This window comes from Thioalkalivibrio sp. ALE31 (assembly GCF_000377405.1).
In the GTDB taxonomy this organism is placed as follows: Bacteria; Pseudomonadota; Gammaproteobacteria; order Ectothiorhodospirales; family Ectothiorhodospiraceae; genus Thioalkalivibrio.
The window spans coordinates 345,738-358,939 of the sequence record NZ_KB905022.1; the positions used below are offsets into that span (position 1 = coordinate 345,738).

A 13,202-nucleotide genomic window follows, 5' to 3' on the forward strand; every position below is an offset into this window, starting at 1 on the left:
ACCCTCCGCGGAATATCGGCGCAGGGCCGGGATGGGGCCGGCCCGCTGTAAATTAGGGAGAGATACGGATGGATCCGAGCATGCCGGGCGCGAGCAGGCGCCCTGGACAGGGGTGGGGTGCGGTCGGGGTTCGGGCGGATGGCTGAGCACATGGCGGTTCCCGAGATTGAACGCTTCCGCATTCTGCGGACGCTGGGTGCCAGTACCCGCGACGGGCTCTACGTGGCGCACGATCCGGTACTGGATCGGCAGGTCGCGATTCGCACGCTGACCCAGGCGGGCGCCGACGACCTCACCCGTCAGGCCCTGCTCGCGGACGCGCGTCGCCTGAGCCGCTTCCGGCATCCGAATATTGCGCCGATCTTCGAGGCGGGGAGCTACCCCCAGGGCGTCTACCTGGTGTTCGAGTACGTCGAGGGCGAGACCCTGGACCGGATCCTGGCCGGGGGCGCGCTGCCGATTGATCGTGGTCTGGCCCTGATGCGCGAGCTGCTGGACGCCGCGGCCGCGGCCCATGAGCAGGGCATCCTGCACGGGACCCTGCAGCCGGCCAACGTGACCGTGAACCCCGAGGGGCATGCACGCATCACCGGGCTGGGCATGGCGCTGCCCGACGCCGCGGCCCGTGGCGAGAGCCACCTGCCGGACACCCCCTACTACCTGGCCCCGGAACAGCTGGCAGGCGAAGCGGCCAGCGAACGCTCTGACGTCTTCTCGCTGGGGGCCCTGTTCTTCGAGATGCTGACGGGTGAACGCGCCTTTGGAGGCGAGGATCCGGAGGCGATCCGGCAGTCGATGCTGGCGGCGGGGCTGGAGCCACCATCCGGTCGTACCGGTAATGGCGACGAGCGCTTCGATGCCCTGATCCTGCGGGCGACCCGCCCCGATCCGGCGGAACGCTTTGCCTCGGCCCGAGAGTTTCGCGAGGCACTGGTGGCGGCCCTGGAGGGGGAAGGCTCGCAGGACGCCGGGTCGCAGGATTTCATCCTGCGCAAGATCCGGCGCAAGCCGGATTTTCCCGGGATCTCCAGCCACATCCGCGAGATTACCCAGTGTTCCGATGACACCATGAAGCGTTCGGTGGCGGAGCTGTCGAACGCGGTGCTGAAGGATTACGCCACCACCCAGAAGCTGCTGCGACTGGCCAACTCGCCCTTTTACAGCAACTTCGGCGGCAATATCCGGACGGTGTCGCGCGCGATCGTGCTGCTTGGTTTCGAGCAGGTGCGCACGGCCGCGCTCGGGCTGGTGCTGTTCGAAAACCTCAAGGGCGGCCGGCATTCCGGTCGCCTGATGGAGGCCCTGGTCGGCACGCTGTTCAGCGCTATGCTGGCGCGCGATCTGGCGGAGCAGGTTGGCGGGGTGGAGAGCGAGCAGGCCTTCGTCTGCGCGCTGTTCCACGATATCGGGCGCATGCTGGTGCTGTACTACCTGCCCGAGGAAGCGGACGAGATCCGCATCCGTGTGGGTCAGGGCACGGGGGAGGACAGTGCCGCCCGCCAGGTGCTGGGGATCTCCTACGAGGCGCTGGCGCGCAGCGTACTGGAGGACTGGAATTTCCCGCGCGAGCTGGTGGCATCGGTAGAGCGCGCTCCGTCCGGCATCCTGCCGGCGGCCCGGGATGCCGATCAGCGCCTGCATCGCATCGTGACCCTGGCCTCCGAGATGGGCCAGTGCATCACCCGCGCCGAGCGCGACCAGCAGGGGGCTTTGCTGACCGATCTGCGCCGGCGCTATGAACATGCCCTGGGCGTGGATGCGCGCGGCATGCAGCGGGCGATCCGCTCGGGACGCGAGCATATGGATCACTTCCTGGCGGTGGTCAAGCTGCCGCCGGAAGGTCGGGAACCGCTGAACCGCCTGAAGGCGAACCTGGGGGTACGCATTGATGACGGCGAAGCGGAGGCGCTGGAACCCGAGCCGGGAGCCGGGGATGCGCTCCCGCGGGCCGGGCAGGAGCCCGCCGTTCAGGCCGCGGCGCTGATGGAGGCCCTGACCGACATGCTGGACAGCATGGTCGGCGAGTTCGACCTGAACGCGCTGGTCCAGACGACGCTCGAGACGCTGTATCAGGCGCTGGGCCTGCGCCGGGTCATGCTGATGCTGGCGGACCGCGAGCACCGGGTCCTGGTGGCCCATACCGCGTTTGGTCAGGACGCGGAGACCCTGTCCGGTCGCTTGCGCCTGAGCGTAGCGGGCAAGGGCGACATCCTGTCCCTCGCCCTGGAGCAGCAGAAGGATCTGGTCATCAGCGACAGCCACGAGGCATCGATCAGCCGCTATATCCCCGACGAGTTCCGGCAGGCCCTGGATGCGCGCAGCTTCCTGTTGCTGCCCCTGGCGGTGCGGGATCGGTGTGTGGGATTGCTCTACCTGGAATTGCCGGAAGGCGTTTCGCTGGACCCGAGCGTGTTGCGGGCGCTGAAGGCGGTGCGCAACCAGCTGGCCCTGGCGATCCGCCAGGCGCGCGACTGACCGATCCGGCTGCGCGGGGGCTCAGCCCCCCGGGGCCTCGATAATGGCGTCCAGCGGGTTGTCCTCCGGCAGCGCGCGCATGCGGCCCTGGCGCAGCTCCTGGGCCACGCCCTGCAGGCTGTGGCGGCGGGCGTGCACGCCGTCGAGGGACAGGAAGAAGAAGCGCCGCGTCGTGTCGCCGCGCCAGATCAGGGCCAGGCGCCGCGGGTTTTCGCCGGCGTCGTCGCAGAATTCGAACCAGTCCCCGATGTCGAGCCCGATCGCGGCGAAGACGTGGTCGTCGTCGCGGTCCTGTTCCAGGGTCGGGTCGTCGTCCTCGTAGCGCACGGATTCGCGTGTCTGCAGCCGTGCCCGCGGGTCGAAGCGCTCGGCGTCCTCCGGGGCCCGCAGGCGGTAGAGGTGGGCCTTGCCCAGGTGCTGCACCAGGTCGCGGATGCGGTCGTCCCCCAGGCCTGCGGCGCGGGCGTGTTCCTTCGCCTCGGCCACCAGCGGATTCACCTCGGCGGCGGTGGCCATGTTGCAGATGTGGCGCACGACCTGGCGCAGCACGCGATGCAGGGCCTCCCCGGCCTCGCCGGCGTCGTGCTCCACGGCCAGCACGGTCTCCCAGGACTGGAAGATCTCCTCGGCGGTGGTCTCCGGGAGATCGGCCCCGGTCTCCAGCGCGGCCAGCGCCAGATTGCGCCGGGCCTGCTCGGCCCATTCCTCGGCGTTGGGCAGGTCGATCTGGGTGGTCTGGCGGGCATGCCAGAGGGCGTCCTCGTTCTCCACGCTCTCGAGGAACTGGTTCATCAGCACCTCGGCGCTGTCGCGGTCGAGGCGGTCGGCCTCGTTGCGCAAGTATTCGATCGAATGCCGGATGCAGCCCAGGTAGCGCTCGACGTCCTCGCCGTCGGGCTCCGACTCCGGATTGATGCGTATGGCGACGTTGATCAGGCTCCCGATCCACAGGCGCAAGGGGTGCGAGCGGTCGCGGAAAAAGCCGAGATCCCGGATGACGGCGGTGGCCAGCGGGTACTGCATCTCGCCGATCTCGGCGCGCACGGCCGGGTTGAACCCCACCTCGCGGAAGATGTGGTCGAACAGCCCCTGCAGCAGGTCGTGGATGAACGGCATCAGCGAGGCGCGCGGGTCCGGCTGATCGGAGGGCATGACGAAGGCCGTCATCGGGGCCGCGTTGCCGGAGCCCGCCGCTTGCCCGCCGCCATGGCCTTCGACCGGGCGAAACACCGGGGACTGCACCATGTTCGAGGCCCAGGCGGCCCACTGGGCCGGGTCGGCCTCGGTGTCCGGCATGCGCGCGGGTTCGTCGGCCTCGGCCTTGCGCGTGGAGGGCCGCCACCCGGAGGTCGTCGTGGCGGGGTCGGCGTCCGGTTCCGCGGAGGCGTCGGTATCGCGTGCGCCGGCGAGGCGTTTCCATGAGGCGTTGCGGCGAAGGGTTTCGCTGGACTCGGGGGCGGCCGGTGTCTCGGTGATCAGCCCGCAGTGTTCGATCGCCTCGACCACGAAGGCCAGGGTGGGGGCCGCGGTCTTCTGCATGCAGTCCAGGTAGGAGCGCATCAGGTCCAGGGTCATCTCGGTCTTGCCGAAGTACAGCTCGCCAATCTCGATCAGGCGCTCGTACCAGTGCAGCGGTGACCAGGGGGCCCAGTTGGGATGCTCGAAGCGGTTCTTTTCGCGCGCGGCCTGGGTGAACACGTAGTGCGAGTAGCGGTTGTTCTCGCGCATCGAGCCTTCCAGCTTGTGCCGCAGCGACCGCCGCGTGGACTGGTAGTCGTCGAGGATGCTGAGACCGTCGTCCTGATCCGCGAACGCGACCCCCGAGAACTCGTACTGCGGGGGGTAGTCGTGGCTGCGGAAGTCCTCCATCAGGGCGTCCTGGAAGTCCCGGGTCACGCGCTTCTCGAACATGCGGAAGTCATTCGCCCACAGGAGGGGATTGCCCGTCACATTGCCCCAGGTGCGTCCGGCCTCCCATTCGTCGCGGGCCGTCGCCAGGCAGCGCTCCAGGTGTTCGATCACCCGGGGCACGACCATCTCGGCGAGCTGCTCTCGCTGCACGATCGACAGCCCGGCCATCCCGGTCCATTTGCCGGAGGCCTTGAGCGGCTGGCGGGAAGAACCAAGGAGGGTGTCCTGGTCGGCTGGCATGAGGCACTCCGGCGTGGGATCGTCGTCGCTGCGGGTCCATCGTCCCGCAAAATCGTGATGTGTGCACGGGTTCGGGGCGCCGAGCGTTAGCGATTCACGGCCGGCGCACTAACGGGCTGGCCTGGGGCGGGGCGTCTGGGTAGTGTAGAAAACAATACTGAAGGTGTGAGTTACGAGAGCGCCGGATGGCAAGCGGAGTGTTCCTGGCATGTCCTGGGGATTGATACAACAGGAGATTCCCGTCGCGGAGTTGCGGGTTGGCATGTACGTAAGCCAGCTCGACCGCCCGTGGCGGGATACGCCGTACTGGGTCGAGGGCATTCTGATCCGCTCGCAACAGGACATCGACGAGCTGGCCCGCCATTGTCGCCACGTGTTCGTGGACCGGGAGAAGAGTGCCCCGGAGTCGCTGACCCGGCTTGCGCCCGCCACCCGCGAAGCGGCGCTGACCGAATCCGTTCCCGGTCGCGCCGAGGCGGCCCAGTTTCGGGGAATGACCGTCTACCGCGATCAGTGCAGCGTGGACGAGGAACTCCCGGCCGCAAGCGAGGCCTGGGCCACGGCCGGTACCATTCTCGATCGCATCCGGACCGAGATGGAGCGCAATCCCGGGGTGCGCGTCGCGGCGGCGCGGGAGGCCTCGGAGGCGCTGCGCGAGAGCGTGGAGCGCAATCCCGATGCTCTGTTGTTGCTGGCCCGACTGCGCGATTCCGGCGATGTCCTGTACGACCACTCCCTGCGGGTGTCCGTGCATCTGCTGGCGCTGGGACGGCACCTGGGGCTGGACCGCGGCGAGCTGTCGATCCTGGGGCTGGGCGGGCTGTTGATGGACGTGGGCAAGATGCAGTTGTCCCCGGCCTTGCTGGAGCGGGGAAAGCGGCTGTCCCCCGACGAGCGCCGCGAGATGCAGCGGCACGTGGAGTACGGCGAGCAGATCCTGCAGCGCTCCCACGGCATCCCCGATAAGGTCCGCGATATCGTCCTTCAGCATCACGAGCGCGAGGACGGTCGCGGCTATCCGCGGGGGCTGGTGGCCAACGAGATCAGCGCCTGCGCGCGGATGGCGGCAATCGTGGATTCCTACGAGGAACTGCTGGCGGATCAGCGCCTGGCGGGAACGCCCTTCGAGGCGCTCAAGGAACTGCGCGAGCATGGCCGCTGGGGATTGAACTCGGCGCTGGTCGACCAGTTCACGCACTGCGTGGGGCTGTTCCCGGTGGGCAGTCTTGTGGAGCTGGACAGCGGCGAGGTCGCCATCGTCCTGAGCCACCGGCGGACCCAGCGCTTCATGCCTCGGGTCATGCGCATCCTGGATCCGCAGCGTCAGCCTTACCCCGATCCGCTGGAACTCGACCTCGGGTCGACGGACCCGGAATCCGAGGGTGCGCAACGGCAGATCGTGCGCGATTTGCCGGCCGGGGCCTACGGAGTCGATCCTGCACGCTATTATCTCTAGAAAAGACTGAAAAAATGTCCGGTTTGGTTACAAGCGGCGGCCGGCGTCCCAGTGCCAGGTGAGTGGTTCCTGGTCCGCTACAGCGTTCGTGGCACACGGCCGGACCGAACGGATTCAGTCTTTTCCTGGAGGCGCCGCGCGGGCGCAATGCCGGAGCCCAGCGATGTTGTCGAATCTGTCGGACTATCCAGCCTTTCTCGAACGCCTGCAGGCGGGTTGCGGTGCGCGTTCTCCGGCCCTGGCCGTGGTCGATCTGGAGGGCCTGGGCGATATTGATGCCGCCCTGGGTTATGACGTGACGGACCGGTTGCTGCGTCAGGCCGGCGAGGCCCTGGCGACCGCCTTGCCGGGCGGGTTCGTCGGGATGACGGGACGCCACCAGCTCGCCTGCATGCTGCCCCATGTGGACGGCAGCGGATTTGCCGAGCTGGCGGGCCACAAGATGCTGCGGGTGCTGGGCGAGCCTTTTCCCTGCGGCGAGCGCGAGGTGCTCCTGTGGCCGCGGGTCGGACTGGCCCTGTCCCGGGGCGGGCGCGCCGTAGCCCCGCCGACCCTGCTGGCCCAGGCCTGTGCGGCGATGCGCAAGGCTCGGCGTGAACGGGTCCGCCTGCGCCTGCATGCCCCCGACGCAGCCGAGACGATGCTGGAGGGTGTCGACCTGTGGTCGCAGCTGGGCGATGCGATCGAGGAGGGAGCCCTGCACCTCGAGTATCAGCCGCAGATCGCCCTGGCTTCGGGGCGGGTGGAATCGGCCGAGGCCCTGCTGCGCTGGGATCACCCGGAATATGGCGCGATCCGGCCGGACACCATGGTGCGCGCGGCGGAGGGGACCGATCTGATGCCGCGCCTGACCCACTGGGTCTTCAACACCGCGTTGCGCCAGTGCGCCGAATACCGCCAGGCCGGGCTGGGCGTCGGGGTGTCGGTGAACTTTTCCGCGGATGATCTGCAGGAGCCGGAGGTCGTGGACCTGGTGGCCCAGTCGCTGGACCTCTGGGGCGTGCCACCCGAGCAGGTCACGATCGAACTGACCGAGACGGCGGTGATGGAGAGCCACGATGCCACCGCGCGCGACGCCCTGCACAGCATGAAGGGGCTCGGGCTGCGCCTCTCCATGGACGACTTCGGCATCGGCTATTCATCCATGGAGCGGCTGCTGCGCATGCCCCTGGACGAACTCAAGATCGACATGACCTTTGTCCACGAACTCAGCGCCAGTCCCCCGCATCAGCGCATCGTGGAGTCCATGGTCGGCCTTGGACACAAACTGGGCCTGACGGTCGTGGCCGAAGGGGTCGAGGACGAGGACACGCTGACCCGTCTGCGGGCCCTGGACTGTGATCTGGTGCAGGGGTTCTACCTCGGCCGGCCGGCCCGCCTGGGATACTTCATGGAGCAGATGTTGCGGACGCGCGATTGACAGCGCTGGCCTGATGCGTTCGCTGCCTATCCTGTCGATCGTGAACGCAGGTACAGGTGGATCACGATCCAGTCGTACAGGGCGTGGGTGACGATGACCACCAGCAGGTTGCCGGTGAGGTGGTACAGGACCCCGAGGTACAGCCCGATGATCGTGGCGAACACGAAATACAGGCGGCTGATCGAATGGGCCAGTCCAAAGACCACCGCGGCGGCGACGATGGCCCACTCGGCGGACCAGCGTTCGGTCAGCCACCCCTGCAGCACACCCCGCACCAGCAGTTCCTCGCCCACGCCCGCGAGGATGGAGATCAGCAGCACGGCACCGGGCAGGGCGTGCCGAAAGAGCTGGTGCACAAAATCCCGCACCTGATCGGCCAGGGCACGATAGGGCTCCCAGCCACTGATGGCGAGCGCGCCCAGCAGGATCAGCATGGGCAGGACGGCGAGGGCGCCCAGGGCGGCGGCGTCCAGGCTCCACTCGATCCGCTCGGCCAGCGGGATCCCGGCAACGCGGGCCAGGATCAGGGCGAGCGGGATCAGCGCGGCCTGAAAGACCAGGCCGGCCAGCAATGGGTGCCGCGCGATGGCCTTACGCAGGCTCATGGCAGGGTGGACGGATTCATTCGCGAGAGGATGCCCGATCCCGGGGGCGGTTGTCCCGCACGAAAAAAACCCGCGCCGCCGGACGGGCGGGCGCGGGGTGGAGTGAAGGCCCTGGATGGCCCGTGGCGGTCGTCAGGTCTTGGCTTCCTCGATGCGGATCAGGGCCAGTTCGTGGAACAGCCCCTTCATCAGGCTGATGCACATCAGCAGCAGCACGATGACGAATGGCAGGCCGGTACTGACCGCCCCGGCCTGCAGGGCGTTGAGGGCCGCGGCCCCGCCAACCGCCAGCAGGACACCGGCGACCACGCCCTCGGTGGTGGCCCAGAACAGGCGCTGGGACTGCGGGGCATCGGTCTTGCCGCCCGAGGTGATGGAATCGATCACCAGCGAACCGGAATCCGACGAGGTGATGAAGAACACCAGCACCAGGGCGATGGCCAGGAACGAGGTGATCGCCGTGAACGGCAGGTGTTCCAGCATCTGGAACAGCGCCAGTGACGAGTCGGAGATGCCGTCGGCCAGGGCGCCGATCCCCTCGCGTGCCTGGTCCAGGCCGGAGCCGCCGAAGGCGCTCATCCAGATCACCGTGACCAGGGTCGGCACCAGCAAGACGGCGGTGACGAACTGGCGCACGGTGCGCCCGCGGGAGACGCGCGCGATGAACATGCCGACGAACGGCGACCAGGAGATCCACCAGGCCCAGAAGAAGATCGTCCAGGCGTGGTAGAAGGTCTCGTCCTCGCGCCCGACCGGGTTGCTGAGCGGCAGGATGTACTGCACGTAGCCGCCGACCGTAGTGCCGACGCTGGACAGGAACGCCAGAACCCCTCCGGCCACCATCACGAACAGCAGCAGCAGCGCGGCGAACAGCAGGTTGATGTTGCTCAGGACCTTCACGCCGCCATGGATGCCGCGCATGATCGACAGCAGGGCGATGATGGTCACGCCGATGATGATGGCGACCTGCGTATTCAGGCCCGAGTCGATGCCGAACAGGAATTCCATTCCCGAGGCGGCCTGCTGTGCCCCCAAGCCCAGCGAGGTGGCCAGGCCGAACATGGTGGCCAGTACGGCCAGGGTATCGATCACGTGACCGATCGGCCCCCAGACGCGCTCGCCGAGGAGGGGATAGAAGGCCGAACGGATGGTCAGCGGAAGGCCCTTGTTGTAGGCGAAGAACGCGAGCGCCAGGCCGACCACCGCGTAGATCGCCCAGGGATGCAGGCCCCAGTGATACATGGTTGCGCCCAGCGCCGCCTGGCGGGATTCCTCGGTCCCGCCTTCGATGCCCAGGGGTGTGCCGAACCATTCGGTGAAGTAACCAACAGGTTCGGCCACGCTCCAGAACATCAGGCCGATACCCATGCCGGCGGCAAACAGCATGGAGAACCAGGAGATCACGGAGAACTCCGGCTTGGCGTCCTGGCCGCCAATGCGGATGCGCCCGATCGGCAGCAGGATCAGGGCCAGACAGAACAGAACGAAGATGTTGCCGGCCGACAGGAACAGCCAGTCGAAGGTGCGGCCGATCCACTGGCGCGTGGCGTCGAGGTGTTCGTTGGCCTGTTCCGGAAAGATCAGGGACAGGATGACGAATACGACGATCAGGAATGCGCTGACCACGAAGACCGGGTTGTGCAGGTCCAGCCCCAGCGGGTTGATGTTCTGCTCGCCAATCTCGTGGTCGGTGTCGTATTCGGCTTCCAGGGCCTCTTTCTGTTTTTCCAGGTCCTGCGGATTCTCGCTCACCGTCTCCTCCTTGGCTTTTTTCTGGCATGTTGCCTTGGCCGAATGTCGGCCCGTCGCAACCCTGTCGAGTAAAGACACTGCACCACAAAAATGCAAAGGGCCGGTCCAGAATGCGTTTTACCGGCGTGAGGGAGGGGCCCGGCGCCTCAGCGGCGCGACAGCTCGCAGAGGGCGCGGACATGGGCCGCCGCGCTGCGCCCGAGCGACGAGAAGTCGTATCCACCCTCCAGCATGGAGACCAGGCGCCCGCCAGCGTGGCGCGCGGCGACATCGACCAGGGCACGCGAAATCCAGGCGAAGTCGTCTTCCGCCAGGTGCAGGCTGGCCAGGTGGTCGTCCCGGTGGCCGTCGAACCCAGCGGAGACCAGCACCAGCTCCGGCTGAAAGCGATCCAGAGCGGGCAGCCAGTCGCGTTCGATCGCGGCGCGAAAGTTTGCGCCGTCGGTGCCGGCGGCCAGGGGCGTGTGGATCAGGTGATCGCGTTCGGCCAGCGGTGTGCCCGGGTAGAACGGGTGCTGGAAGGAAGAGCAGTAGAGCACCCGGGGGTCCTCCCGGAAGATGTCCTCGGTCCCGTTCCCGTGGTGGACGTCGAAGTCCGCGATCGCCACGCGCGCGAGGCCGTAGCGCGCCAGCGCGTGGGCGGCCGCCACCGCGATGTTGTTGAACAGACAAAAGCCCATGGCCCGCTCGCGTTCGGCGTGATGGCCGGGCGGGCGGACGGCGCAGAAGACATGGTCGGCCTCCCCCTCCATCACGGCCCGCACGCCCGCGACTCCGGCCCCGGCCGCGTGCAGGGCGGCCGTCAGCGAGCCTTTGCTCATGACGGTGTCCGCGTCCAGCATCGTCTGCTGCCCGGGAGCCGGGGCGCTGGCCCGTATGCGTGCGACATGCGCCGGGCTGTGGACCCGCTCGAGTTGCGCGTCGGTGGCCGGGGGCGCGTCCAGCAGGATCAGGCCTTCCAGCAGGCCCTCGTCGAGCAGGGCATTGCGGATCGCGTGCAGGCGGCCGGGGCGCTCCGGGTGGGTCGGGCCTGGATCGTGCAGCAGGCAGTCGGGGTGCGAGATATAGGCCGTATGGGTCATGGTCAGCCTCCGTCGGGGCACCTCCTGCGAGTATAGGGGCAGACAGCGGCCCGATGCGGTGGCCCCGTGCGGCCCCAGCCGGTACGGTAGAACTCAATCCATGGTGCAGAGGAGATGTGCATGAAGGCCTTGCTGATCGACCCGGAGAAGCAGACGATCGAGGTGGTGGAGGTGGAAGGGCGCGAGGATATCGCGCGGCTGATCGGTTTCGATACGCTCGAGTCCGACGAGATCGGTCCCGATGGTGACCGCCTGTTCTTCGACGAGGAGTGCTTCCTGCGGGGGACGACCGGGCGTTTCCAGATCGACAACGTGATCCCGGTGTCGGGCAAGGGCCTGGTGGTGGGGAGCCGCGACGACGGCGCCAGCCTGCAGGACGTCGTATCCGACCCGGATGCCCTGCGGGCGCGGATGAAGTACCTGTAGTTAGCGCAGCTGGCTGTCCTTGGAGGCGCGGCGGTTGTAGGGGCTGGTCGCGTGGTGCTCGGCGTCCTGCGCCTCCTGGCAGGTGATGCACAGGCGCACGCCCGGCAGGGCCTGGCGCCGTCCCTCGGGAATCCGCGCGCCGCATTCCTCGCATTCGAGCAGGCTTTCACCAGCCGGGAGTTCGCTGCGCACGCGCTGCAGGGCATCCTCCACCGTGTGGTCGATCTGCTCCTGCTCCGCTCCGTCCTTCGCCCATCCGCCCGCCATTCGCGTGCTCTCCCTTTTGCGCATGCCTGCAAGGCTGAGACCGCCCGGACCGGGTGTGAAGTTCCGGCGGGCCGGGCCCGCCCGGGTGGTCCGCTCCCCGCGTGGCAGGGGCTATCCGTGGCCGAATTCGCGGGCGACGTAGTCGATGTCCTTGTCGCCGCGTCCGGAGAGGTTGGCCAGGATGGTCGTGCCCGGGTTCTCGCGTCCGTGTTTCATGGCCCAGGCGACGGCATGCGCGCTTTCCAGTGCCGGGATGATCCCTTCGGTGCGCGATAGCTGGTAGAAGGCGTCCAGGGTCTCGTCGTCGTTGATCGCGTGGTAGGCGACGCGTTCGGTGGTCTTCAGGTAGGAGTGTTCCGGGCCGACGCCGGGATAGTCCAGCCCGGAGGCGATCGAGTGCACCGGCGCCGGGTTGCCTTCCTCGTCGGCCAGCAGCATGCACTTGAAGCCGTGGATCATGCCCGGCTTGCCATAGGTCATGGTGGCGGAGTGCTCGCCGAGCTTGGTGCCGCGCCCCAGCGGTTCCACGCCGTTCAGCTGCACCTGTTCGTCCTCGATGAAGCCGGCGAACATGCCCATGGCGTTGGAACCGCCGCCGACGCAGGCGACCACGTGGTCCGGAAGCTCGCCACCGCTCATCTCCAGGTACTGTTCGCGCGCCTCGATGCCCACCACCGACTGGAAATTGCGCACCATCAGCGGGAACGGGTGCGGCCCGACCACGGAACCGATCGCGAACAGGGCCTCGTCCGCCTGCGACAGGTAGGACTGGAAGGCCGAATCCACGGCCTCCTTCAGCGAGCGACCGCCGAAGGAGACGGGCACCACCTGCGCCCCCATCAGCTTCATGCGGGTGACGTTGGGGGCCTCCTTGGCGATGTCGATCTCGCCCATGTGGATCTCGCACTCCATCCCGAAGTAGGCCGCCGCGGTGGCCAGGGCCACGCCGTGCTGCCCGGCGCCGGTCTCGGCGATCAGCTTCTTCTTGCCCATGTGCTTGGCGAGCAGCGCCTCGCCCATGCAGTGGTTCAGCTTGTGCGCGCCGGAGTGATTCAGATCCTCACGCTTGAGGAAGATATGCGCACCTACCGAGCGGCTCAGGTTGTGGGCGTAGTACACCGGCGTCGGGCGACCCTGATAGTGCTTGCGGATGTAGCGCAGCTCGTTCAGGAAGTCGCCCGAGCGCGCCAGGGTGCGGTAGGCGTGATTGATCTCGGCGAAATGCGGTTCCAGTTCCGGTGGCAGGAACGCGCCGCCGAATTCGCCGAAGTAGCCTTCCGGGCTGGGGAAATCCTTGAGATACGACATGGGTGGTCTCGATGCTGGATGGGTTGCGATCAGGCGTCCGCGCGGACGCCAGGGCGTATGATCCTTCGCGCGGCGCGACATGCCAAGCCCGAGGTGCTGAAAGGGCACTCGGTGGCGGCGGCTGGTGCTGCGGGGCGCGCCATGACGCGGGAACCCCACTGTCATCGCGAGGCGCGCAGCGCCGTGGCGATCTCCGTGCTGGCCCCGGTGGCCGGATGGGTCCGGGGGACTCTCCAAACGATTGCCGTGGCCCCTGCGGG

At 67.8% G+C, this 13,202-nt stretch carries 10 protein-coding genes; 4 read left to right on the plus strand and 6 right to left on the minus strand.

Translation table 11 applies throughout. The features are described from left to right. Nucleotides 1-150 precede the first annotated feature (150 nt). On the plus strand, nt 151-2,475 hold the full coding sequence (locus D103_RS0107460; RefSeq protein WP_018876371.1) for an HDOD domain-containing protein: 2,325 nt from the start codon (nt 151-153) through the stop codon (nt 2,473-2,475). 21 nt (nt 2,476-2,496) lie between these two features. On the opposite strand, the gene D103_RS0107465 is transcribed toward D103_RS0107460, so the two are convergent. Continuing rightward, entirely contained in the window at nt 2,497-4,626 is a 2,130-nt protein-coding gene (locus D103_RS0107465; protein WP_018876372.1) for a DUF1631 family protein, read from the minus strand. A gap of 208 nt (nt 4,627-4,834) precedes the next feature. Between D103_RS0107465 and D103_RS0107470 the strand changes: the two genes are divergently transcribed. Both D103_RS0107470 and D103_RS0107475 read left to right on the plus strand, forming a co-directional pair. Further along, nucleotides 4,835-6,082, plus strand: a complete 1,248-nt coding sequence (locus D103_RS0107470) for an HD-GYP domain-containing protein (protein WP_051074663.1) — start codon at nt 4,835-4,837, stop codon at nt 6,080-6,082. A 163-nt stretch (nt 6,083-6,245) separates the two neighbouring features. Continuing rightward, a complete protein-coding gene (locus D103_RS0107475) occupies nt 6,246-7,502 on the plus strand; it encodes a bifunctional diguanylate cyclase/phosphodiesterase (protein WP_018866122.1) in 1,257 nt (418 codons plus the stop codon). A 26-nt stretch (nt 7,503-7,528) separates the two neighbouring features. Here D103_RS0107475 and D103_RS0107480 read toward each other — a convergent pair whose 3' ends face one another. From D103_RS0107480 to D103_RS0107490, 3 genes are all read right to left on the minus strand, one after another. Beyond that, nucleotides 7,529-8,107, minus strand: a complete 579-nt coding sequence (locus D103_RS0107480; protein WP_018876374.1) for a CPBP family intramembrane glutamic endopeptidase — start codon at nt 8,105-8,107, stop codon at nt 7,529-7,531. A 132-nt stretch (nt 8,108-8,239) separates the two neighbouring features. Beyond that, nucleotides 8,240-9,859, minus strand: coding sequence for a BCCT family transporter (locus D103_RS0107485; protein ID WP_018866124.1), 1,620 nt, complete (start codon nt 9,857-9,859; stop codon nt 8,240-8,242). 146 nt (nt 9,860-10,005) lie between these two features. Next, entirely contained in the window at nt 10,006-10,941 is a 936-nt protein-coding gene (locus D103_RS0107490) for a histone deacetylase family protein (RefSeq protein ID WP_018866125.1), read from the minus strand. A 120-nt stretch (nt 10,942-11,061) separates the two neighbouring features. On the opposite strand from D103_RS0107490, the gene D103_RS0107495 reads away from it, so the two are divergent. Next, a complete protein-coding gene (locus tag D103_RS0107495; protein WP_018866126.1) occupies nt 11,062-11,367 on the plus strand; it encodes a hypothetical protein in 306 nt (101 codons plus the stop codon). Here D103_RS0107495 and D103_RS0107500 read toward each other — a convergent pair whose 3' ends face one another. Both D103_RS0107500 and trpB read right to left on the minus strand, forming a co-directional pair. Continuing rightward, nucleotides 11,368-11,634 (minus strand): DksA/TraR family C4-type zinc finger protein, encoded by a 267-nt coding sequence (locus D103_RS0107500; protein WP_018876375.1) that lies wholly within the window; start codon nt 11,632-11,634, stop codon nt 11,368-11,370. It lies immediately after the preceding gene. 111 nt (nt 11,635-11,745) lie between these two features. Then, nucleotides 11,746-12,942 carry a tryptophan synthase subunit beta gene (gene trpB / locus D103_RS0107505; RefSeq protein WP_018876376.1) on the minus strand — a complete coding sequence of 399 codons (1,197 nt, stop codon included), beginning with the start codon at nt 12,940-12,942 and terminating at the stop codon, nt 11,746-11,748. Between the last annotated feature and the right edge of the window lie 260 nt (nt 12,943-13,202).